General features: G+C 33.3%; 22 protein-coding genes, 1 tRNA gene and 2 rRNA genes (1 of these 25 only partly in view). 11 read left to right on the top strand and 14 right to left on the bottom strand.

What is annotated here, in order from left to right; translation table 11 throughout:
• The 4 genes from JOOMADRAFT_RS10060 to trhA form a co-directional block, all read left to right on the top strand.
• Positions 1 to 46 (top strand) — tRNA-Ala (locus tag JOOMADRAFT_RS10060); it begins 28 nt to the left of the window's first position.
• 257 nt (positions 47 to 303) lie between these two features.
• Positions 304 to 3137 (top strand): 23S ribosomal RNA (locus JOOMADRAFT_RS10055).
• Positions 3138 to 3347: 210 nt separating this feature from the next.
• Positions 3348 to 3457 (top strand): 5S ribosomal RNA (rrf, locus tag JOOMADRAFT_RS10050).
• A 244-nt stretch (positions 3458 to 3701) separates the two neighbouring features.
• Positions 3702 to 4331, top strand: a complete 630-nt coding sequence (trhA, locus tag JOOMADRAFT_RS10045; protein ID WP_008613016.1) for a PAQR family membrane homeostasis protein TrhA — start codon at positions 3702 to 3704, stop codon at positions 4329 to 4331.
• A gap of 15 nt (positions 4332 to 4346) precedes the next feature.
• Here the strand turns inward: trhA and JOOMADRAFT_RS10040 are convergent, their stop codons facing one another.
• On the bottom strand, positions 4347 to 4775 hold the full coding sequence (locus tag JOOMADRAFT_RS10040; RefSeq protein ID WP_008613014.1) for a DUF4268 domain-containing protein: 429 nt from the start codon (positions 4773 to 4775) through the stop codon (positions 4347 to 4349).
• Positions 4776 to 4974: 199 nt separating this feature from the next.
• Here JOOMADRAFT_RS10040 and JOOMADRAFT_RS10035 point away from each other — a divergent pair, with 199 nt between their 5' ends.
• Positions 4975 to 6171: a Gfo/Idh/MocA family protein gene (locus JOOMADRAFT_RS10035; RefSeq protein ID WP_008613012.1), complete on the top strand. Its 1197-nt coding sequence runs from the start codon at positions 4975 to 4977 to the stop codon at positions 6169 to 6171.
• Between the two features lie 432 nt (positions 6172 to 6603).
• On the opposite strand, the gene JOOMADRAFT_RS10030 is transcribed toward JOOMADRAFT_RS10035, so the two are convergent.
• The gene (locus tag JOOMADRAFT_RS10030) at positions 6604 to 7278 is read right to left on the bottom strand and encodes a ZIP family metal transporter (protein ID WP_040879671.1); all 675 of its coding nucleotides are present in this window, start codon (positions 7276 to 7278) and stop codon (positions 6604 to 6606) included.
• A 91-nt stretch (positions 7279 to 7369) separates the two neighbouring features.
• On the opposite strand from JOOMADRAFT_RS10030, the gene JOOMADRAFT_RS10025 reads away from it, so the two are divergent.
• The gene (locus tag JOOMADRAFT_RS10025; RefSeq protein WP_008613008.1) at positions 7370 to 8530 is read left to right on the top strand and encodes a THUMP domain-containing class I SAM-dependent RNA methyltransferase; all 1161 of its coding nucleotides are present in this window, start codon (positions 7370 to 7372) and stop codon (positions 8528 to 8530) included.
• 134 nt (positions 8531 to 8664) lie between these two features.
• On the top strand, positions 8665 to 8901 hold the full coding sequence (locus JOOMADRAFT_RS10020) for a hypothetical protein (RefSeq protein ID WP_008613006.1): 237 nt from the start codon (positions 8665 to 8667) through the stop codon (positions 8899 to 8901).
• On the opposite strand, the gene JOOMADRAFT_RS10015 is transcribed toward JOOMADRAFT_RS10020, so the two are convergent.
• The 4 genes from JOOMADRAFT_RS10015 to JOOMADRAFT_RS10000 all read right to left on the bottom strand — a co-directional run bounded on the left by JOOMADRAFT_RS10015 (position 8898) and on the right by JOOMADRAFT_RS10000 (position 13170).
• The gene (locus JOOMADRAFT_RS10015; protein WP_008613004.1) at positions 8898 to 9698 is read right to left on the bottom strand and encodes a DUF6048 family protein; all 801 of its coding nucleotides are present in this window, start codon (positions 9696 to 9698) and stop codon (positions 8898 to 8900) included. The two genes, JOOMADRAFT_RS10020 and JOOMADRAFT_RS10015, sit on opposite strands and share 4 nt — an antisense overlap.
• Complete coding sequence (locus JOOMADRAFT_RS10010) at positions 9679 to 10230, bottom strand: DUF6452 family protein (protein WP_008612997.1); 552 nt, start codon at positions 10228 to 10230, stop codon at positions 9679 to 9681. The genes JOOMADRAFT_RS10015 and JOOMADRAFT_RS10010 overlap by 20 nt, the downstream gene beginning before the upstream one ends.
• A 41-nt stretch (positions 10231 to 10271) precedes the next feature.
• Positions 10272 to 11681, bottom strand: coding sequence for a 23S rRNA (uracil(1939)-C(5))-methyltransferase RlmD (rlmD, locus tag JOOMADRAFT_RS10005; protein WP_008612996.1), 1410 nt, complete (start codon positions 11679 to 11681; stop codon positions 10272 to 10274).
• A 226-nt stretch (positions 11682 to 11907) separates the two neighbouring features.
• Positions 11908 to 13170 (bottom strand): D-alanyl-D-alanine carboxypeptidase/D-alanyl-D-alanine-endopeptidase, encoded by a 1263-nt coding sequence (locus JOOMADRAFT_RS10000; protein WP_008612995.1) that lies wholly within the window; start codon positions 13168 to 13170, stop codon positions 11908 to 11910.
• Between the two features lie 376 nt (positions 13171 to 13546).
• Here JOOMADRAFT_RS10000 and JOOMADRAFT_RS09995 point away from each other — a divergent pair, with 376 nt between their 5' ends.
• The gene (locus JOOMADRAFT_RS09995) at positions 13547 to 13918 is read left to right on the top strand and encodes a DUF805 domain-containing protein (RefSeq protein ID WP_008612992.1); all 372 of its coding nucleotides are present in this window, start codon (positions 13547 to 13549) and stop codon (positions 13916 to 13918) included.
• 96 nt (positions 13919 to 14014) lie between these two features.
• Positions 14015 to 14212: a hypothetical protein gene (locus tag JOOMADRAFT_RS09990; protein WP_008612991.1), complete on the top strand. Its 198-nt coding sequence runs from the start codon at positions 14015 to 14017 to the stop codon at positions 14210 to 14212.
• A gap of 46 nt (positions 14213 to 14258) precedes the next feature.
• On the opposite strand, the gene JOOMADRAFT_RS09985 is transcribed toward JOOMADRAFT_RS09990, so the two are convergent.
• The 8 genes from JOOMADRAFT_RS09985 to JOOMADRAFT_RS09950 form a co-directional block, all read right to left on the bottom strand.
• Positions 14259 to 15200, bottom strand: a complete 942-nt coding sequence (locus JOOMADRAFT_RS09985; RefSeq protein ID WP_008612990.1) for a LysR substrate-binding domain-containing protein — start codon at positions 15198 to 15200, stop codon at positions 14259 to 14261.
• A gap of 121 nt (positions 15201 to 15321) precedes the next feature.
• Complete coding sequence (locus JOOMADRAFT_RS09980) at positions 15322 to 15750, bottom strand: DUF2141 domain-containing protein (protein ID WP_008612989.1); 429 nt, start codon at positions 15748 to 15750, stop codon at positions 15322 to 15324.
• 103 nt (positions 15751 to 15853) lie between these two features.
• The gene (locus JOOMADRAFT_RS09975; protein WP_008612988.1) at positions 15854 to 17185 is read right to left on the bottom strand and encodes a DUF58 domain-containing protein; all 1332 of its coding nucleotides are present in this window, start codon (positions 17183 to 17185) and stop codon (positions 15854 to 15856) included.
• A gap of 24 nt (positions 17186 to 17209) precedes the next feature.
• Positions 17210 to 18268 (bottom strand): AAA family ATPase, encoded by a 1059-nt coding sequence (locus JOOMADRAFT_RS09970; RefSeq protein ID WP_008612987.1) that lies wholly within the window; start codon positions 18266 to 18268, stop codon positions 17210 to 17212.
• A gap of 2 nt (positions 18269 to 18270) precedes the next feature.
• A complete protein-coding gene (locus JOOMADRAFT_RS09965) occupies positions 18271 to 19467 on the bottom strand; it encodes a DUF4350 domain-containing protein (protein WP_008612986.1) in 1197 nt (398 codons plus the stop codon).
• A complete protein-coding gene (locus tag JOOMADRAFT_RS09960) occupies positions 19464 to 20213 on the bottom strand; it encodes a hypothetical protein (RefSeq protein WP_008612985.1) in 750 nt (249 codons plus the stop codon). Before JOOMADRAFT_RS09960 ends, JOOMADRAFT_RS09965 begins: the two co-directional genes overlap by 4 nt.
• A gap of 1 nt (position 20214) precedes the next feature.
• Positions 20215 to 21147 carry a sensor domain-containing protein gene (locus tag JOOMADRAFT_RS09955; protein WP_008612984.1) on the bottom strand — a complete coding sequence of 311 codons (933 nt, stop codon included), beginning with the start codon at positions 21145 to 21147 and terminating at the stop codon, positions 20215 to 20217.
• Positions 21134 to 22111: a stage II sporulation protein M gene (locus JOOMADRAFT_RS09950; protein ID WP_008612976.1), complete on the bottom strand. Its 978-nt coding sequence runs from the start codon at positions 22109 to 22111 to the stop codon at positions 21134 to 21136. The genes JOOMADRAFT_RS09955 and JOOMADRAFT_RS09950 overlap by 14 nt, the downstream gene beginning before the upstream one ends.
• Positions 22112 to 22142: 31 nt before the next feature.
• On the opposite strand from JOOMADRAFT_RS09950, the gene JOOMADRAFT_RS09945 reads away from it, so the two are divergent.
• On the top strand, positions 22143 to 22886 hold the full coding sequence (locus JOOMADRAFT_RS09945; protein ID WP_008612969.1) for an RDD family protein: 744 nt from the start codon (positions 22143 to 22145) through the stop codon (positions 22884 to 22886).
• Positions 22886 to 23491, top strand: a complete 606-nt coding sequence (locus JOOMADRAFT_RS09940) for a trimeric intracellular cation channel family protein (RefSeq protein WP_008612950.1) — start codon at positions 22886 to 22888, stop codon at positions 23489 to 23491. The genes JOOMADRAFT_RS09945 and JOOMADRAFT_RS09940 overlap by 1 nt, the downstream gene beginning before the upstream one ends.
• The last annotated feature ends 10 nt before the right edge of the window (positions 23492 to 23501 follow it).

Below are 23501 nucleotides of genomic sequence, written 5' to 3'. Positions count from 1 at the left end.
CTGCCTTGCACGCAGGAGGTCATCGGTTCGACTCCGATATTCTCCACTTGGAAAGCTTTAGGCTGTAAGCATTATGCTATAGGCTGAGTTTTCAAAAAAAAAGTTTAAAGCTTAACGCATATAGCCTAAAGCCTATAGCTTTTTTAAAACGTTCATTGACATATTGAGATAAAGAGATACGAGAAAGTATTACGTAAAGTAATACCTTTTAAGTAGACTATAGAGAAAAGAATCTTATTATATAATTGATTGCACGATTGATTGTATAAAAAAAATAGAATAGAATAAAAGAGCAAAAAGTACAATAAGCTATGTAAGGGCGTATGGGGAATGCCTAGGCTCTCAGAGGCGATGAAGGACGTGATAAGCTGCGAAAAGCTATGGGGAGTGGCACACACACAATGATCCATAGATATCCGAATGGGGCAACCCACTATACTGAAGGTATAGTACTCCGTAAGGAGGGTAAACCCGCTGAACTGAAACATCTAAGTAGGCGGAGGAGAAGAAAACAACAGTGATTCCGATAGTAGCGGCGAGCGAACTCGGATTAGCCCAAACCAAACTTGTTACGGCAATTTTGGGGTTGTAGGACTGCGATATTTGATGCGTTATGAATTAGAATTGTTTGGAAAGACAAACCATAGAGGGTGATAGTCCCGTATAAGTAAAGACCGTTATTGATAGCAGTATCCTGAGTAGTGCGGGGCACGTGAAACCCTGTATGAATCTGGCGGGACCATCCGCCAAGGCTAAATACTCCTGAGAGACCGATAGTGAACCAGTACCGTGAGGGAAAGGTGAAAAGTACCCTGAATAAGGGAGTGAAAAAGATCCTGAAACCATACGCTTACAAGCGGTCGGAGCCCTTTTTGGGTGACGGCGTGCCTTTTGCATAATGAGCCTACGAGTTACTTTTACTAGCGAGGTTAAGTGATTCAGTCACGCAGCCGTAGCGAAAGCGAGTCTGAATAGGGCGTTTTAGTTAGTAGTAGTAGACGCGAAACCGTGTGATCTACCCATGGGCAGGGTGAAGCTGTGGTAACACATAGTGGAGGCCCGAACCCGTTGACGTTGAAAAGTCTTGGGATGACCTGTGGGTAGGGGTGAAAGGCCAATCAAACTCGGAAATAGCTCGTACTCCCCGAAATGCATTTAGGTGCAGCGTTGGTTTATAGTTTTATAGAGGTAGAGCTACTGATTGGATGCGGGGGCTTCACCGCCTACCAATTCCTGACAAACTCCGAATGCTATAAAATGTTTACTGGCAGTGAGGGCATGGGTGCTAAGGTCCATGTCCGAAAGGGAAAGAACCCGGACCATCAGCTAAGGTCCCCAAGTGTATACTAAGTTGAAAAAACGCGGTTTGATTGCTTAGACAGCTAGGATGTTGGCTTGGAAGCAGCCATTCATTTAAAGAGTGCGTAACAGCTCACTAGTCGAGCGATCGAGCATGGATAATAATCGGGCATAAGTATACCACCGAAGCTATGGATTTGTACTTGGTACAAGTGGTAGGGGAGCATTCTAAACTGGGTAGAAGGTGATCTGTGAGGATTGCTGGACTGTTTAGAAAAGAAAATGTAGGCATAAGTAACGATAATGCGGGCGAGAAACCCGCACGCCGAAAAACCAAGGTTTCCTCAGCTATGCTAATCAGCTGAGGGTTAGTCAGGGCCTAACGCGAACCCGAAGGGGGTAGTGGATGGACAACAGGTTAATATTCCTGTACTTGCATATAGATAAAAGTGACGGAGGCGAATAGTTGGTGCGTGCTGACGGAATAGCACGTTGAAGGAGCTGGTAACACTCCGATAGTACACTAAGGCTTCGGCTGCGGTGATAATCCAGCGAATCGACTTCCAAGAAAAGCGATATATGCAACCTGTACCGTAAACCGACACAGGTGGTTGGGATGAGTATTCTAAGGCGCTCGAGAGATTCATGGCTAAGGAACTAGGCAAAATAGACCCGTAACTTCGGGAGAAGGGTCGCCCTTAATTTATTAAGGGCCGCAGTGAAAAGGTCCAGGCGACTGTTTATCAAAAACACAGGGCTCTGCTAAATCGAAAGATGATGTATAGGGCCTGACACCTGCCCGGTGCTGGAAGGTTAAGGGGAGATGTTAGCTTCGGCGACGCATTGAACTGAAGCCCCAGTAAACGGCGGCCGTAACTATAACGGTCCTAAGGTAGCGAAATTCCTTGTCGGGTAAGTTCCGACCTGCACGAATGGTGTAACGATCTGGACACTGTCTCGGCCATGAGCTCGGTGAAATTGTAGTATCGGTGAAGATGCCGATTACCCGCTGTGGGACGAAAAGACCCCGTGCACCTTTACTATAGCTTCGTATTGACTTTGGATAAGTGATGTGTAGGATAGGTGGGAGACTTTGATCATGTATCGCCAGGTATGTGTGAGTCATTGTTGAAATACCACCCTTTACTTATTTGAAGCCTAACTTCTTTCTAAGAAGGACAATGCGTGGTGGGTAGTTTGACTGGGGTGGTCGCCTCCAAAAGAGTAACGGAGGCTTCTAAAGGTTCCCTCAGCACGCTTGGTAACCGTGCGTAGAGTGCAATGGCACAAGGGAGCTTGACTGAGAGACCTACAAGTCGATCAGGTACGAAAGTAGAGCATAGTGATCCGGTGGTTCCGCATGGAAGGGCCATCGCTCAAAGGATAAAAGGTACGCCGGGGATAACAGGCTGATCTCCCCCAAGAGCTCACATCGACGGGGGGGTTTGGCACCTCGATGTCGGCTCGTCACATCCTGGGGCTGGAGAAGGTCCCAAGGGTTGGGCTGTTCGCCCATTAAAGTGGCACGCGAGCTGGGTTCAGAACGTCGTGAGACAGTTCGGTCTCTATCTACAGTGGGCGTTAGAAATTTGAGTGGATCTGACTCTAGTACGAGAGGACCGAGTTGGACTAACCGCTGGTGTAGCTGTTGTTCCGCCAGGAGCACTGCAGCGTAGCTATGTTGGGAAGGGATAAGCGCTGAAAGCATATAAGCGCGAAACCCGCCACAAGATGAGATTTCTTTAAAGGGTCGTGAGAGACGATCACGTTGATAGGCTATAGGTGTAAAGGCAGTAATGTCATAGCCGAGTAGTACTAATAACCCGTAAGCTTATGTACAGTAGTCCTCTTGCTTTTGCAAAGAGCAAGAGGGCGCAAACTCTTTTTACTTCTATCTTTCTTTTTTTTAGAATCTATGATCTAGTATTTTTTTATCTCCATATGTTAACTTATTAAAAGCCCCACCTAACCTCCTCTTTTGGGAGGGACAATGGGCAATATTAACCTAGCCCCCTCTTTGGGAGGGGGTTGGGGGAGGCTTTAAGATTTAAGGTGGTTATAGCGACGGGGCTCACCTCTTCCCATTCCGAACAGAGCAGTTAAGCCCGCCAGCGCCGATGGTACTACGTTTTCGTGGGAGAGTAGGTCGCCGCCTTCTTTAGAATCCTCATCATTTATTTGATGGGGATTTTTTTTTGCCTTTTTTTAAGGAAATACATTGGAAATTGAAAGATTGAAGAATTGAAAGATTTTATCACTTTGAAAAAAAACCGCCTACTGCCTACTGCTTACTGCATATAGCTTAAAGCAAATAGCCGTTCTGACTCCCCACTAACCCTAAAAACATCAGACAATCTATCAAGCTTTTATCAAATCTGAGGATATTATTCTACTTTTGAACTATGAAACAGTCTGCTAAAGAAGAATATTGGAATGTGCTTACGCATGGGGTAGGAGCTTTATTAAGTGTTGTCGGGTTGATGCTATTAATTTTTTATAATAGTAATAAAACAAGCTATGCTACTTTAAGTATTTGGATATATGGACTTTCTGCATTTTTATTGTTTTCAATTTCCACGATATATCATTATGTAAAGTCTGTTGAAACTAAAAATTTACTTCGCAAATTTGACCATATAAGTATTTACTTTTTAATAGCAGGTACTTATACTCCCATCTGCTTAATTCCGCTTGCAAATGGTATTGGTTGGTATTTCTTTTGGATTGTTTGGGGAATTACAGCTATTGGAATTATTTTAAAATTGTTTTTTACCGGTAGGTTTGAAGGCTTGTCGCTATTACTATACTTAGCAATGGGATGGCTTATTGTTTTTGATTTTAAAAACCTAATGGAGGTTTTGTCTAAAAATCAGTTATTGCTATTGGTGTTGGGAGGTGTATTTTATACGGTAGGAGTTGTTTTCTATGCAATCAAGAAAATTCCATTTCATCATGTAATTTGGCATTTGTTTGTTTTAGCGGGGGCTATAGCTCACTTTTTTATGATATTGGACGTTATTAGAGCTTATTAAAATTTTGAAAGCAGATTATGCCTTAATGAAATCTTCGAACTCGTAATAGAATTCTTCAAATTTTATCATGGTGTCATTTAGGAAAACCATTGTTTCTTGCCAAGTATTTTTGTTATGAATACTCACGCCGTCTTTTTCTATATAGATTCTAGAAATTTCTTTTCCGTTTTCTAAAAAATAAATGTCTTCATAAATAATATTAGGCAGGTAGTTTTCTTTTAGTACTGCCTTTAAAGATTCTAGTTTTTCATAATATTTAATTCTGTTTTCAAGATTTGAGTCTTCAATATCCAGAGTTACCAATGCCTTTTTGGTAGTAAAATCGAATTTAAAGGAGAAGTCCTTTATTTTGGTATTGTATAAAACCCACTTTCTAGGAAATGATTTACCAAATGAAATCCAAAATTCTTTTCGTAATGCTTTAGATTCTTCTCTACTGAACATATTTTTTTATATATAAAGGCAAAAATATTTCAATTCTTGTAAAAGAGAATGTTAATATGGTTTTTTATTCATGATTTTATGTTTAATTTCACAACCCTTCTTTTTTATTAAAAATAAGGTACGTACACGCTTTAGAATTTTATAAATATTTATTTTCAAAAAGCTTTATTATTAACCCCTAAAAATACCGACTAGATTAATGAAACGTAGAGATTTTGTAGTAAAGAGTAGTGCAGCAGTTGCAGCTACAACAGTTTTTGGAACACTTTCTGCCAATACATACAATTTTGATAAACCTATACAAATAGCTGTAATAGGCACAGGAGATAGAGGGAGTGGTTTAATTCCTTTTTTAAATGAAATTGATGGAGTAACTGTTGCAGCTTGCTGTGATGTTCTTCCTTTTAGGTTAGAAAATGGATTAAGACGTGCAGGGAAACAAGCTAAATCATATACAGATTATAAAGAATTATTAGCTAATAAAGATATTGATGCAGTACTTGTATCAACCCCTTTTGCTACGCATGGTAAAATAGCAATGGATGCCTTAAAAGCAGGAAAGCATGTTTACTGTGAGAAGACAATGACACGGGGTTACAAAGAAATAAAAGAGTTTATTGAGCTAGCTGAAAGTTCTGGGAAAATTGTTCAAACAGGACATCAATACCATAGTTCTAGGCTTTATGTTGAAGTTGTAAAAATGATTGAAGAAGGAAAAGTAGGGAATATAACTGCTTTTGAAAGTCAATGGAATCGTAATTGGGATTGGAGAAGAGCAGTGCCAGACCCATCGCTTGAGCGTGCTATTAATTGGCGTATGTACGAAGAATATTCTGGTGGCTTGGTGGCTGAGCTATGTTCGCATCAAATAGATTTTGCAAACTGGGTAACTAAATCTACTCCAGAGCGTGTTATGGGAATGGGTGGTATTGATTATTGGAAAGATGGACGAGAAACTTATGATAATGTGCATTTAATGTACGAATATCCTAAAGGAGTAAAAGCTACTTTTACTTGCTTAACATCTAATGCTAAAGACGATTACCAGATTAAAGTTATAGGAGATAAAGGAACCATAATTTTAGATTATACTCAGGCTTGGTTTTATCCTGAGGGACAGTATGATAATGCTAAAAAGGTTGTTGGAGATGTGGATGGAGTTTCTGGTGCCACCATTACAACAGGTTGGGAAGAAGGAAAAGGAATTCCTTTAAATATTCATCATGCAGATCCAAGTAAGCAAGCTTTAATGGATTTTAGAGATAGTATTTTGACTAATAAACAACCAATTTCTAATGTTGTAACTGGAGGGAATACTGCTATTGCTGTACAAATGGGGATAGATGCAATGCATCAGAATAAAATTGTTCATTGGGATGATGTATCCTTATCTTAAATGAGATTGATAATATTATTTACTCGATAATCGAGATTTGAATATTCTAAAGCCTGCTTCAAGGTAGTTTATTGATCCCTACAAATCATGAATTGAATTATGGTTTGTAGGGATTTATATTTTATTATTAATGTCCGAGTAAAAATACAAGACCTCTTCACTATAAGAAAAAAGAACAAAAACTACATATTTTAACTATCTTAAAATATGTAGTTTTAAAAAGCAACATTACTAAAAACTCTTTTTTTATTCATTTTTAGGAATAGCAAGGGCCTATCTTGAAAACCTCATTTTGAACCTTGATATAAGTGTAGCTCAATAAATTCCGTTAGCTTTTATCGAACAACAATAATATTTTATAGAATTAGTAAAATAGTGTTTGGTAGTATAAAGTTGACTTAGTTTTGTTGAATAATGCACTTATTTCAAAGCTTAAATATAATACGCAATTATAATTCCTACTAGAATTACAATTAGCTTTCTGAGGTTAAATTTATGACCTTCAGAACTTTCAAATAAAATAACAGTAGAAATATGTAAGAAGATACCAATTACTACAGCAGAAATTTCATGATAATATTGTTGTGCTATTTCAAAATTATTAGCTATAAAGCTTCCTAAAGGTGTCATTAGTGAAAAAAGAATTAAAAAAGAAGCAATTTTGGTAGTACTCATTTGAGCATTTATAAAAAAGGTACTCAGAATAATGGCAATAGGAATTTTATGAATTATAATTCCATAAACCAGCGTATCGTGATCGTGTATGGGAAATCCTTCTAAAATGGCATGAATACTTAAGCTGACAAAAAGGAGCCAAGGGAATTTGTGCATATCATCATGAAGGTGTACATGGCCATGCTCTGCTCCTTTAGAAAAGAATTCTAGAAAAATTTGAAGCAATATTCCAAACATTATAAAAACGCCTGTTTTTTTTGGATTTCCATGGTGATATACTTCAGGAAATAAATTAAAAACAGTGATAGACAATAAAAAAGCACCACTAAAAGCTAATAAAAGCTTGAGACTATCTTTTTCTTTAACTTTAAATAGGGTAACAATTATATAGCCTAAAAGTACTGCTAATATGGGAAGTATGTAGTTTAACATATAAAAAGTCCCGTTTTTGACGGGCATATCTAGTATTTATTATTTAAGACAGCTAAATTAATGTATTTTTGTATTTTAAAGTAGGTATACGATGTCTAATAATTTTAAAATGGTTGCCAAAACCATGTTTGGTTTTGAAGAAATCTTAGAAAAAGAACTCCTTAAACTTGGAGCAATTAACATAGAGAAGGGCGTTAGGAATGTTTCTTTTGAAGGCGATAAGGGTTTTATGTACAAGGCAAATTTATGTTTGCGTACCGCTATTAAAATTCTTAAACCGATTCACAGTTTTAAGGTTAGAGATGAACAAGACTTATACGATAAAATCTATAAAATGGATTGGACAGCGTATATGTCTCATTCCAGCACTTTTGCAATTGATGCAACTGTAAATTCAGAAAAGTTTAATCATTCTTTATTTATTGCTTTAAAAACGAAGGATGCTATTGCAGACAAGTTTAGAAATACGGAAGGGAAGCGTCCAGATGTAGATTTAAAATACCCAGATTTAAGAATTAATATTCATATTCAAAAGGATTTTTGTAATGTTTCATTAGATAGTTCTGGACAATCCTTACACCAGCGTGGTTATAAAACAGCTACTAATATTGCGCCAATTAATGAGGTGTTGGCAGCTGGAATGTTGTTGCTAAGTGGTTGGGATGGGCAATCAGATTTTTTAGATCCGATGTGCGGAAGTGGAACCATTCCTGTGGAAGCAGCAATGATTGCTTGTAATATTCCTGCCAATATTAATAGGCGAGAGTTTTCTTTTGAAAAATGGAGAGATTATGATGAGGATCTTTTTGAAAAAATTGTAGAAAGTAGTTTGAAGAAAACACGCGAATTTCATCATAAAATTTATGGTTTCGATAAAGCGCCATCAGCAGTAATGAAAGCTAAAGATAATGTGAAAAATGCTAATTTATCTGAATATATTTCTATTGAGCAACAAGATTTCTTTGCTTCAGAAAAAAATGTAGAAGGGAAATTGCATATGGTTTTTAACCCGCCATATGGAGAGCGACTTCAAATAGATATGGAAGCTTTTTATGCCGAAATAGGGGATACTTTAAAGCAAAGTTACCCAAATACAGATGCATGGTTTATAACTTCAAATATGGAGGCAATTAAAAATGTAGGACTTCGCCCCTCTAGAAGAATCCGACTTTTTAATGGAAAACTAGAAAGTAAATTATTGAAATACGAGATTTACCAAGGAAGTAAAAAAGCGAAATTTAATCCTTCATAGAGGGTTTAATTCCTCAGAGACTGTTCTGAATTTACCAAAGGACTCTGTGTCGAAATAAGTTAAATTTGTTTCCTTTGAATACCTCATGGGCTTGCTCCGAGGTAGTTGATTAATCACGATAATAAAGAATTAATATGAAACCTAAAACAAAAGCTCTAGTATATAATTTAGTAGGATTTATAGGACTATTTTTAATAATACGTTTTAGTCTATTGTACCTACTCCCACAAGTATCTCATATTGTTTTGGTATTGGCTGCTGCAGTTGCTGCCAGCATATTAGCACCAAAATTTGCTGTAGTAGAATTAAATGGAAAGGAACAAATTAAAATGAAATGGATATTTCTAAAAGGCTTTAGAGATATAAATTAATTCTGATCTTTTTCTTCTTTTACTTTCTCTTTTTTCTGAGGCTTATTACTCTTAAAAAGTGGAATTAAATAAGTTAATGTATAGTTATATCCTACACCAAATTTACTTCCATCGGTAACTTTGTTGAAGCCTGGAATGTATAGATTAGGAAACTGATTTGCTTCAGTTTGATTGATAAGGTAGTTTAAACGGACACTTCCACTAAGAAAAATATTTCTTATAAGCTCTACTTTTATCCCTAAAACAATTTCGGTCCATTGCGCATTTAATCCGCTATATTCTCCAAGCATATCTCCTCCAGTTAAACCAGAATCTGCTTCATTCCAGAATTGATTAGGCGTATATATTTGGTACTCATTTAAAGTTTGATCAAACGTGCTTAATCCAAAACGAATTCCTAAATTGATAATGTTTTCCATTCCATACCAATTTTCATAGGTATTCCAGTCGAATCCTAATTTTAAATAGCTTCCGCTTGTTGTAAAATTGAAGTTGTCTTCTTGTGTAGTTTTTTCTTCATTCCCTAATTCACCAGCTACATAAAAATTATGAGAAACTCTAAAATCTCCTACAATTTCTAATCCGCGGTAATTATCATCTAAAATAGAACGAAGGGGTTTACTTAAATCAATACCAACTCGCAGTCCATAACGTTGTTTATAAACAACACTATCTTTTACAATTTCTTTAGTCGAAATAGTATCGGTGGCAATACTATCTGCAACTATTGTTTCCTCTTGAGAATAACCAATAAGAGCACTAAAAATAAATAAACTACTAATGATATATTTTAACATGGATAGTATCTTGATGTTCTAAATTTTCGTCTTGATCGAAGATGGCATTAATCCATTCTCCTGGATTTTGGATGGTATCGTTTGTATATGCTGGATTTAAAATAGTAACTAAATCGGTAAAAGAAGTAGCATAACCACAACCTCTAGAAATAAAGCGTTCTTGGCGCGTGTAATTAAACTTTAAAGTGTCTATGTTTCCTAATTCTTCTCCTGTTTCTTCGTTGTCTCTAGAGTTGTAAATAATTAAAAACTGACTAGAATTTTCTGATGTTTTTAACGGAATATCAACAGCAGTTTGGCTAGATCTATCAATAAAAGTATTTAAAGTATCTCTAAATCCAGTACTGTCAATTCCTATAATTCTAAGGCTTGGAACAGCTTTATTGGCATCTTGATTTGAGAAATCATAAAAACCTACTTTTAAATAGGGCGTTGTTAAGGTATCATCAGGACAAATATCATCTTTTTCACATGCGGAAAAAATGGCAAGTCCTATGGCAAGCACAAAAAATAAAGCAAATATTTTTTTCATTCTAATTAATTTCAGTCTTAATAATCTTCAAAATCAAGATTTTATCTTTTCTCTAAAAGCACCACATTCTCTACATGATGAGTTTGCGGAAACATATCTACAGGTTGTACTTTTGTAACTTTATACATTGAATCCATTAAAGCTAAATCTCTAGCTTGAGTGGCGCTATTACAACTTACATAAACTACTTTATTGGGGGCAATATTTAATATTTGTTGCACCACATCTTTATGCATTCCGTCTCTTGGAGGATCTGTAATAATAACATCTGGTGAACCATTATCTTTTATAAACTTAGCATTAAAAACATCCTTCATGTCTCCTGCGTAAAAAGTAACGTTTTCAATTCCGTTTAATTGTGCATTTGCTTTGGCATCTTCAATAGCTTCCGGAACTGCTTCCACACCAACTACCTTTTTAGCTTTTTTAGCAACAAACTGGGCAATAGTTCCAGTACCAGTATATAAATCGTAAACTAACTCATCTCCAGACAAATCTGCAAAGTTTCTTGTAATCTTATATAATTCGTACGCTTGTTCTGAATTTGTTTGATAGAAAGATTTGGCATTGATTTTAAACTTTAACCCTTCCATTTCTTCAAAAATATGGTCTCTTCCAGAATAGCAAACTACTTCTTGGTCGTAAATGGTATCATTAGGTTTTTGATTCACCACATATTGTAGAGATGTTATCTGTGGGAATTCTTCTTTTAGAAAATCTAATAGCAATTCGCGTTCCTCTTTTTTATCATCATAAAACTGTATCATAACCATAATTTCTCCAGTAGAAGAAGTACGAATCATCATGGTTCTTAAAAGTCCTTTTTGATTTCTAGGATTAAAAAATTCGAAATTATGTTTAATTGCGAAATCTTTAACTGCAGTACGAATAGCATTGGAAGGATCTTCTTGAAGATGACATTTATTAATGTCTAAAATTTTATCCCACATACCTGGAATATGAAATCCTAGGGCATTTTTATCACCTAAATCTTTATCACTTTGGATTTCTTCTAACGTAAGCCAGCGACTATCAGAAAATGAAAATTCCATTTTATTACGGTAGAAATATTTTTTCTCTGAACCTAAAATAGGAGTAAACTCAGGGAGTTGAACCTTTCCAATCCGAACAAGGTTGTTTTCAACTTCTTTTTGTTTATAGAACAGTTGATGCTCATAACCCATGTTTTGCCATTTACAACCTCCACAAACACCAAAATGCTCACACTCTGGAGTTGTTCTTTTTGGAGATTTTACATGGAAATTTGCTATTTTTCCTTCAAAATAAGCCTTACGCTTTTTAAAAGTTTGTACATCTACCACATCACCTGGAACTGCATAAGGAAGAAAGATAACACGTCCATCGGGAGCTTTAGCAACTCCTTTTCCTTTAGCACCAGCATCTATTACTTCTATCTGTTCAAAAATCTGTTTTTTATTCTTTCTTGCCATGGCGCAAAAATAGGATTTTTAGTTTGAATCTTCCTTATAAATTTTGAAGTAGCCGTTAAATCCCAAAACCTACATTTTTAGGTTCTCCTGAATAATGAAAGTTAGTTTAATCCTTTATAGAGGGTCTAATTCCCCAGAGCCTATGCTGAGTTTACAGAAGGGCTCTGCGTCAAAATGAATTAAACTTGTTTTCTTTGAATACCTTGTGGGCTTGCCCCGAGGTAGTTTAATAATGATCTCTAATCCATTCTAAAAGAGGCGTCATGTGTTTTTTAACTTCTGTACTTCCACCTCGGTAATGATTATTCATGAAACTAAAAATCAAAATTTCTCCAGACTTTGTTTCTAAATAACCACTTAAACAATAATTATTGCTCAATGTTCCAGTTTTAGCATGTATGTATGGCTCAAGATTCCCTTTAAAATAATTTTTTATGGTACCTGTTTCTCCGCCAGTTGGAAAAATATCGAATAAGGTTTCTTTCGGAATTTCCTTGTATAACTTGTTCAAAACAAAAACCATAGATTCTGGAGTAAAGAGATTGTATCTAGAAAGTCCTGAGCCATCTACCCATCTTGGATTTTGTTGAATTCCTGCTAATTCATTTTTTAGGATGTATTCTTGCGCTTTGTGTCCACTCAAAGTATCGGTTAGCATTGAGGAAGAAAGTATTAAAAGCTGTTCCGCAATAAAATTATCGCTTACTCGCATCATTCTTTTATAAACTGAATCCGCTTTTATTCCGTAAATTGTTTTCTTTTCACCCTTTGGAAATTCAGTAACAAGAGTTATTTTTTTCTTTAGAATATCTTCTAAAATTCCTTTAACAGCGCTACTATCTGTTATATAAGGTACTTCAACGGTATCTTTTTTAGAAGGATTTAAATAGAATTTGTTTTCATGCATCGATCGTCTGCGATTGGCATTGATAACCGAGACATTTTCTTTGAAATAACTTGGAGAAACAAAAAGAGAATCTCCCTGATCCATTGTTACAATATTTCCATAAAGAGGTAAAGCACTTCTCTCTGGTGCATAGTAGGTGTCGTAATCATCCCAAGACCAACCAGGACCAAGTTTTGTGTCTTCTAAATTAGTATAAAAAAGATTGATTTTTTGCTGATTTTTCAGAAAATCAATCATAGAACTATCTTTTAAATAGGGATGTAAAGAAGCTGGATTTCCAACACCTTCAATATAAATTTCGTTATTTTCAACAATGTATTTTAAGGTTGGAAGGTTTTCAGGAAGAAGGGTATGAGCTGTATATAGTGTAAAAATTTTGGTATTACTAGCAGGCGTAAAATATTTATCGCCATTATAACTTATAAGCGTATCTCCAGATGTAGGATTATAGACAAAAAAGCCAGTGAATTGATTTTTATAAAAATCATTATCAAAACTTTGGTTGATTTGTTTGCTAAGCTTTTTATTTGAGGCACAACCTATTAACGCTATAGTTAGTAATGTAAAATAAATTTTTTTCATTTAATATGAATATTTAAAATCATTAATGTCCGAGTACAAATACAAGACCGCTTCGCTGTAGGAATAAATACTAAATCTTAACTGTCATAAAATGAAAAGCTTAAAGAAATAGCCTTTCTAAAACCCTGTTTTTATTCATTTTTATTATTAGCAAGAGTTCCCATTTTGAAAACCTTTATATAATTGGAGTCCAATAAATTCCGTTTAACTTTTATCGGACAACAATAATTTAAAATTCAAAATAAGTATAAAAATCGCTAATTATTAATAAATACGTAACCTTTTGTCGAAAAAGTATGAGATTTTGATCTAATTAATTTTGAATATTTTAAAAATTGTTATATTTGATAAAACCTAAATCTTTAATAATCAACCTATGTTTAAAAACCTTTTTACCTACGAAGGCAGAATTAGACGAACAGAATATGGCTTGAGTCTAATTTTTTCCGCCATTGGCTATTGTATAGCAATTTTTCTTACAACCCTATCAGTTAATTTAATAGAAACCGATGCAACAGGAATGAGTTTGTTGTTTTGGGTTTTTCTTTTACCTGTTTTTTATTTTAATGTTGCACAGAATACTAAAAGATGTCACGACTTAGGACATACAGGATGGTACCAATTGATTCCTTTTTATGGTTTTTGGCTTTTATTTGCTGAAGGACAAGAAGGAGTAAATGAATACGGACATAATCCAAAAGAAATACATCGTTATGAAGCGCTATCCGAAATTAGAAGCGCTTCTTAACTTTAACATTTAAAATTTGATTTTAACGGTTAGCCAACAATTTTATATTGAATCTAACGTTAATTTTAGCCAACCAATTATTAAACCTATAAGACAATGGCAAGAGCTATGTTTGAATACACCAAAACGGTGTTACAAAAAGTAAGTTTTGATCCTAAACTATTTTGTAAAGAATTGGAGAAAGCTGCTAAAAGGTTGTTACCCTATGAATTGGATGAGTTAAGAATATGGCTTAATTTTTACATTCAAGGGAAACCCGAATTATCTAAATCATTAATTTATTTTAAACAATAACATAAAAAAATCCGCTAAATGCGGATTTTTTTGTTTTACAAAACTTCTATTTTTTATGGAGAGGGCTCACTATTTTTACATTTTGAAATGCAATTGCTCCTCTTACAACTCCAGAAATAATATCTTTTAAAGCGTCTGTAATATGGATTTTTAATTCACTTTTATGATAAATTAAACTTACTTCTCTTGCAGGATTAGGTTCTGTAAAATAACGTAAATGCTTTTTTTGAGTTTCACTCATATTCAAGGTGTGTAAATATGGAAGTAAAGTCATTCCAAGCCCTTCATCTGCCAATTTCATCATAGTTTCGAAACTGCCGCTTTCCAATTGAAATTGTTCATCTCTAAACCCTTTTTTCGATTTACATAAATTAATAACTCCATCTCGGAAACAATGGCCATCTTCTAATAATAATATATCGTCGAGATCTAAATCATTAACGCTTACTTTGTCTAATTTATTTAATCGGTGGTTTTCTGGAACGTATGCCACAAATGGCTCATAATAAAGCGCCCGTTCTTTTATATTCTCATTATCAAGTGGGGTAGCGGCAATGGCAGCATCCAAATAACCATCTTCAAGCTTTTCTATAAGAGTTTCTGTATTTTGCTCTTCTATTTTAAGATTTACTTTAGGGTATTTATTTACAAAATTTTTCAGAAAAAGAGGGAGTAATGTAGGCATTATTGTAGGAATAATCCCCAATCGGTATTCTCCACCTATATAACCTTTTTGTTGGTCTACAATATCTTTTATTCGGTAAGATTCATTAACAATATTCTTAGCTTGTTCAACTATTTTTTCTCCTACTTGTGTGAGTTGAATGGGTTTTTTACTTCTGTCAAAAATTAAAATATCTAGCTCATCTTCCAACTTTTGTATTTGCATGCTTAATGTAGGCTGTGTAACAAAGCTTTTTTCCGCAGCATGTGTAAAATTTTGATATTCGGCTACAGCCAAAACATATTGTAATTGTGTAATGGTCATTTTTTATTATTTAAGCCATAAAAATACAAAACTATTAGAAAATTTTATAGTAGTTAAGAAATTGATTTAAAAATCTGATTATTAAGCTAAGATGATAGTAAACTTAGATTCTAGGAATAGATTAAAATCGAATATTGAACGACAAATTTTCTTTTCCAACTGTAAATGATGCATCACTAAATTGTGGTGGGCCATAGCTCATCTCGTTATTAGACATTCCATAACTTTCCATTGGCATCCCCGAGGTGTCAAAATCCATACGTTTATTATCATTTGCATCATGCAAAGCTAAGATTGCATATTTTCCAGGGGGTACATTGTTAAAAGTGACGTGGATTTTACCATTTTCAATTTCACTTTGCAGATTCATAATACCTTTTCCTTTCATAAAGGTTTCTTCCGTATTAAGAGATAGCAATACTTTTCCGTTGTTGTTGGTTATATTGTCTATAATAACGTCTATACTAATTCCAGTGTTGTCTTTAGTAATTTCTTGTGCATTGATTGTTTGAAGTAGCAAAAATGCGATTAATAAGGATGCTGTTTTCATGATTAAATTCTTTTAAAATTGATTAGTAAACCAAAGAACTTAACAAAAACAGATAAAAACTATTATTAGTTACTGAGTTGTTGTTTATAATGGATGAATTGTATTATATGAGTCCGCGTGCCTTTATTTCTAGATACTTATTAATGGTGTCGATAGTAAGGTTTTCTGGCGAAGTAAGGATTGAATAGATTCCGTATTTCTTTAATTCATTAACAATTAATCGTTTTTCAAAAGCAAACTTTTCTGCAATTACTTTATCATAGACCTCTTGAATAGAATTCGCAGGATTTTTGATGAGCGAATCTAATTCTGTATTATCAAAAAATACAACTACAAGTAAATGGTTTTTAGCAATGGCTTTTAAGTATGGAATTTGTCTGTGAAGCGCATCTAAAGTTTCAAAATTGGTATATAAAAAAAGCAAACTACGTTGGTTAATATGCGTTTTTATATCTGCATAAAGTCGTCCGAAATCACTTTCAAAAAAATCAGTTTCTACATTGTATAGCGTTTCTAAAATAAGATTCATCTGACTGTTTCTACGTTCGGCAATTACAGTATTTTCTACTTTCTTAGAAAAGGTAAACATTCCAGCTTTGTCTTGCTTTTTTAAAACAACATTGCTAATTACCAAAGTAGCATTAATTGCATAATCTAATAAACTTAAATCATTAAAAGGCATTTTCATTACACGCCCTTTGTCTATAACAGCGTATACTGGTTGCGATTTTTCATCTTGAAATTGATTTACCATTAATTGGTTTCTCTTAGCTGTGGCTTTCCAATTAATTGTTCTTAAATCGTCTCCTTGAACATATTCTTTTATTTGCTCGAATTCCATGGTATGTCCAATTCTTCGTATTTTTTTTATTCCATATTGATGTAAACTGTTTGAAATGGCCAGTAAATCGTATTTTTTTAACTGAAGAAAGGCAGGATATGTAGGAACCATTTTATTTTCTGAAAATAAATAACGCTTACTAACAAAACCTATAAAGCTAGAAATGTATATGTTGAGTCTTCCAAAATAATATTCTCCACGCTTTGTTGGTCTGAGTTCATATTGTAATGTTGACTTCTCTGAAGCTTTTAACGCTTTAGAAATTTTGAAATTACGAATTTGAAATTGCTCTGGGATTTCATCAATAATAATGGCGTTTATTGGAAAATTATATTGGTTTTCTAGGTGAATAAGGATGATATTTTGATCGCCGTTAGAGAATTTATCTGGTGCTTCTCTTGAAGCTATCAACCCTTTTTTTACAAAGAATAACACTAAAATATCCAAAACAAAAAAAGCTATAAAGCTAAAGAAAGCTATTTGTGCAATAAAAAATAACCACTCTAAAATAAAACTCAACAGAAATAATACAACTATCCCTGAAGCGAAATAATAAAATCGATTTTCGATATAAAGTTGCTTGATGAGTTTCATAAAAAATGTTTTTTCAAAAGTGTTTTATCGTGGAATTTCGATACTTTGAATTAATTGATTTACTATTTGCTTAGCAGTAATACCTTCCATTTCTCGTTCTGGAGTAATAATAATTCGGTGTTGAATTACTGGTAAAGCCACTGTTTTAATATCTTCTGGAGTTACAAAATCACGACCATTAATAGCGGCAAAAGCCTTTGATGCCTTTAATATAGCAATGGATGCTCTAGGAGAAGCCCCCATATATAAAAACTCATTGCTACGTGTTTGACTTACAATTTCAGCAATATATTTAATGAGGTTGGGTTCTATAATAATTTCGTTTACCAATTCTTGGTATTTAATAATTTCTTCTTGTGTTAAGAAAGAAGTTACTTGGTCAATTTTTTTATTTTCTTTTAATTGATGTTCTCTTAAAATAATTTCAACTTCTTCTTCTAAAGTAGGGTAATGGATGTCTATTTTAAATAAAAAACGGTCTAGTTGTGCCTCTGGCAATCGGTAGGTTCCTTCTTGTTCTATTGGATTTTGAGTGGCAAGAACCATAAATGGAGGCGGTAATAAGTAGCGGGTTCCGTCCATGGTTATTTGTTTTTCTTCCATTACTTCAAAAAGTGCAGCTTGAGTTTTTGCTGGAGCTCTATTAATTTCATCTATAAGTAGCATATTGGTAAAAACAGGGCCTTTTTTAAACTCGAATTCAGATTTTTTAAGGTCGAAAATTGAAGTTCCTAAAATATCAGAAGGCATTAAATCTGGCGTAAATTGGATTCTACTAAAATCTACAGTAAGTGTTTTAGCTAATAATTTTGCCGTAATGGTTTTTGCAATTCCTGGAACTCCTTCAATTAAAACATGACCATTGGCTAGCAGCGCTGTTAGGAGCATATCAATCATGTGTTTCTGACCAACAATAACTTTTCCTATTTCTGTTTTTATGCCATTAATTGCAGTTTGGAGTTCTGTAAGATCTATTCTATTTGTAAAAGCTAAATCCTTAGGTTGCGGATTCTGCTCATTGTTTTGGTCGCTATTTAGATCGTTATTTTGTTCTTCAGATTGATTTTCTATCGGTGTGTCCATATTTATTTTTTCTGATAAAATTCTTCAATTAATTTATTTAAATCTACAAGGTCTTTTTCGGTATGTATAGTTTTAGTTCTTAAAGCCAGAATATATTGAATAAGTTTTTGTACTTTATTTTTACTGACTCCAGTTTTGGATGCTAATCTGCTTATAAATTTGTCATCTAAAAGTTCTGTATTTAAATGATAATCTCTCCGGATTTGTTCAAAGAAATAGGTTATTTTTTTATCAATAATATTTGTGTGGTCTTTAGACTCGTAATATAAATTGGCTACTGTTTTTGTAAACTGTACGGTAGTATTGCGTAATGGAGTTATAATTTTTATAGCTCTTTGCCTCCTTTTTGCATTAAAAAGCATAAAAGTAATAATAAAAAATAGCGCTAAAAGCCATGCCCATTTTAAAGAAGGTTGTGAGAAAATAAAGCGTAAAGGAGAGTCTGAGGTATACGTCCCTTCCTTATAATCTGAGTCAAAAAGCACAGTTCCATTTGGTAAATACGTTAAAACATCTGAAACATAGTTGTAATTAGTGTCTTTTAAAAGATAATAATTGGTAAACGCATAAGGCTGTGTATGTAAGAGAATAGCTCCTTTTTTAAATTTTATTTTAACGAAATTAATATGTTCTTCTTTAAATTTTTGAGAGCCTAAAACAGTAGTATTTTCTTTATTTAATTCGTGGAAATAATAATTACTACTTCCTTTAGATGCAACAATAGAATCTCCTTTAAAAGCGTTATTTGATAATTTAAAAGTAGCGCTTCCACTAAAACTATAGTTATTTTTTAATTTAAATTGAAGCGTATCTTGTAATATTTGTGGAAATTGTTCCGAAGCAATAAAAACAGTATTTCCTTGGCTGGCAAATTCTAATATTTTTTCTACTGAAACTGCGTCAATAGTAAAGTTTGGATTAATTTTTAGATAACTCCCTTTTATAGAATAGGTAGAATCTTCCCAATTATAATGGTCGTTTAAAAACTCATATGCAGTTCGATGTAAATTTACAATAGAATCGTTTGGAAAGAGACTCGGTAACTCATCTCGGAAAACTTTAAGCCCATAGGGAATGGTATGTTTTTCACTAAAAGAAGGAGTCCAATCAACAGGTTTGGGTCTTGAAACTTCAAAAATAATAGCACCAATAAATAGTAAAACCAAAACGCTTACGTATATTTTTAAAGTCCTGTTCATTTTCTAACCAAATTTAAAAGGTTTTCAAAACGATCTACTGCCTCTGTATAAGCCAATTTTTCAATAGGAAACTCTCCATACCAGATATAATTATAAAGGTAAGAAGTGTATGAGAATTTTGTTTTTAAGCTAGCATCATTAAGTTCATTTATATAATCGCTATTTGTTTTTTCAACGTCATAATCTATATATTCTCTTTCTGAAAGTTCTTTTAAAAGCCATAAATAATAATAACGAATGGCTAGTCTATAATTTTCTTCTTTAGATGCTTGCTCAATTAGAGTTTTGAAATCGGTTTTATGGATATTGGCTTCTATATCTTGAATGTTAAGACTTTTTTTATCAGAATAGCGACCAAAAATCCATCTTCCTTCTTTATTTAAAATAGCTTTTACAATGATGTAGATTACAACAATAATAATGAGTAAATAGACAATCCGAGAAATAATATCTATTAATTTATTTGCTTCGACATCATTGTTTAGCTGAAATAACTTTATAAAAAGGTCTTTAAACCATTGTTTCAGTCTAGAAAACCAACCATTTGGCGCGGCATCCACTTCATATTGATATTTTTCAGCAGTATAATTGTCTTTAAAATCTTCTGTATAACTACGCTTTTCTATAGCGGAATTTCTATCAATAGTAAGTGTGTCTCCAATACTCTTTTTATTGGCAGCTGTTTGTCCAAAACTAAAAGTAAGCGTGAGAAATAATAAAAAAAAGAGTAATCGTTTTAATCGCATATTAATAACTTCCTATTTCGTCTATCACACTTTTTGTATTAATGTTTTCGGTTTCTTCTTTTAAGCTAAAGTAGATAATGCTTTCATTCATTTGTAAAACAGTAACCATTATTAGATTTATAAAGAAGGCAACCATATAGGTAATTGTCATTAAAGTAATTGCAGTTAGTGTTTGTTCGTTTGTGTTAGAACCGTTTTCAGCACCTAAAACAAAGGAGCCAATTAAAAAGCTATAAGGAATTATTGTTATGATAGTTTGTACTGTTTGAATAATTATATAAAATAATGCTACACAACCATTTGCAGACCAAAACTTTTTGAAGGAAAGATTAAAACTGTACGAGAAACAATCAAAAACTCCTTTGTCTGTTTGTAAATAGGCTATAAAAGCTATAAAGTAAAACTGAGCTAGCCATGCAAAAACAATTAAAAGTAATGGAATTCCTATAATAGTTACGGCTAGAATCCCACAAATAATTAAGGTTGCTATAAATGTAGGAATTGCAATTAAAAACCCTGCTAATAAAAAGATAAAAATCTTTCCTAACTGTGTTTTTAATTCATTTATAAGATCATTTTTAGTAAAATTCTTGCCGCCGTGCTTTTCAAATAGAAGAAAATAAATTGGAGCATATGCATAATTAATAACTCCTAGTAAGAGTCCAAGTATAAAAAATAAAGAACCAAATATTAAAACAGTGCCTATATTTTCATCGATATAATTGGTAAAAGGATCTCCAGAGCCAGTTGTAAAATCTGAGAATATTATATTGTTATAAAAGCGGAAAAAGAAAAATATCATTACCATTAATGGAATAATAAAGATCCCATTGATGATAAAGTAGTTTTTATAAAAGTGTTTTCCGTTTTCTTTTAGAAAAGTAAATGTATCAGAAAAAAAGTCTCCAAAAGATCTGGATTTATAGAGCTGCATAATTTTTGGTTATTTTTTTAAAAACAATAGTTGGGTAAATTAAAAAGTAATAAGAAATAATACTCAAAGTAATTAATATAATTCCTACAGAGAGAAAATGTGGCATAGCATTAGAATAGCGAGTTACAAAACCCTCCAAAAAACCAGCCGCAATGGTAAAAGGGAAGGTGCTTATTAAAATTTTCACTCCATCTTTCACTCCAATTTTAAAAGATTCTATTCTGGTAAAAGTTTTTGGAAACAAAATACTAGCGCCTAGAAGTAAGCCTGCAGCTCCTTCAATTACAATTGCAAAAATTTCCATAGCTCCGTGGATCCAAATACCACGTACACTCTCCCAGAAAACACCTTCTTGCTGAAACATATATTGAAATGCGCCCAACATAATTCCATTTTGCATGAGTACAAACCCTGTTCCTAAACCCCCAAAAATGCCATAAATAAAAGATTTTATACCAACAAAGAGGTTGTTAAATGTAATAGCTAAAAACCCACCCCAATTACTTCCAGTTTTATAAATAGCAACAGGATCTCCTTTTTGAATGTTCTCTAGAGTTCTATTTACATAATCTTCTCCTAAAATAAGTCTAACAAAAGTAGTGTCGTTTGCTGCGGAAATAACTCCGATAGTAACAAAACAGAAAAAAATAATAAAAGCGTAAGCAATATATCTTCGGTATTGAAATACTATAAGAGGAGCTTCTGTTTTCCAAAAAGATAAAATTCTATTAGTATCTTGCCTTTTTGTCCGATATATTTTTTGAAATGCTTTTGCAGCAAGCTGATTTAAATAGTTTATTATTTTACTTTTGGGGTAATAGGTTTGCGCAAAAGACAAATCATTAATTAAATGAATGTACTGAGAAGCAAGGTCGTCTGGATCTTTAAATTGATTATGGAAAATAGCCTTTTCAAAATTGAGCCATTTTTCTTTATTTTGTTTGATAAATGCAACTTCTCTCATGTAGAATAAAAAGTTTAAATTAAGTAAGAAAATGTCAGAGTTACAAATTAACACAACACAAAATGTAAACATAATGTTTACAGCAGCATCGGTGGGAGAACGAATTCTGGCATATGCAACAGACTTTCTTATTAAAATAGCCTATGTTTCTACCATAGCTTATTTTATTTTTCATTTATCAGGGTTGTGGGAAATAATGCAGACTATGGACGATTGGTCGCAAATGGCAATTATATTATTGTTTTTACTTCCTGTAGTATTTTATACCTTACTTTTTGAATCGTTATTAGAAGGTCAAACTATAGGAAAGAGAGCCTTAAAAATAAAAGTGGTAAAAATAGATGGATATCAAGCATCTTTTCCAGATTATGTAGTGCGATGGTTTTTTAGGATTATAGATATTAATATGATGAGTGGAATTATAGGATTGATTTCTATAATTGTAAGTGATAAGAGTCAGCGATTGGGAGATATTACTGCGGGTACTTCTGTAATTACCTTAAAAAATAAGGTAACTATTAATCATACTATTTTAGAAAATTTATCAGAAGACTATAAACCAACATATCCAATGGTTATTAAGTTATCCGACAATGATGCTAGGATTATAAAAGAAACTTATGAAGTAGCTAGAAAGGCATCCGACCATCAAACTATGCTAAAGCTAAAAAGTAAGATAGAAGAAGTAACAGGCATACAATCCGTTCACAATAATACCCATGCCTTTGTGAAAACTGTTTTAAAAGATTATAACTACTTTACCCAACACATGTAATGTTTTATTATTTAATAGATTTATTAGGAACAGTTGCTTTTGCAATATCAGGAGTTATGGTAGCCATGAATAAGCGACTGGATCCCTTTGGGATTTTTATTATAGGTTTTGTAACAGCACTAGGTGGCGGAACTATTCGAGATGTATTATTAGGAATTTCTCCTGTAACATGGTTAATTAATACCACCTATATGTTTGTAGTTATAGGAACCGTTATATTAGCTATAATTTTTAGAAGTAAATTAAAATATTTTAATCTTTCTCTTTTTTTATTTGATACTATTGGAATTGGTTTGTATACAGTTGTAGGTGTTGAAAAAGGTGTAGCAGCTGGTCTTCATCCAATTATGTGCATTGCTTTAGGAACAATAAGTGCATGTTTTGGAGGAGTATTAAGAGACATACTTTGTAATGAAATTCCCGTTATATTTAGAAAAGAAATCTATGCCACCGCATGTATTCTTGGTGGAGTAAGTTATTTTATATTGACACTTTTTGATATTAAAAGTAATATTGTTTTTGCCATTCCAATTATTGTTGTAATTGTGGTGCGTTTGTTAGCAGTTAAATACAAATTAGAATTGCCTACCGTTTATAAAAAATAAATGTATTTTA

It is taken from the genome of Galbibacter orientalis DSM 19592 (assembly GCF_000260115.1).
Classification (GTDB): domain Bacteria; phylum Bacteroidota; class Bacteroidia; order Flavobacteriales; family Flavobacteriaceae; genus Galbibacter; species Galbibacter orientalis.
Note: the sequence above shows the minus strand (reverse complement) of the source record. Positions and strands in the feature narration are given on the sequence as shown.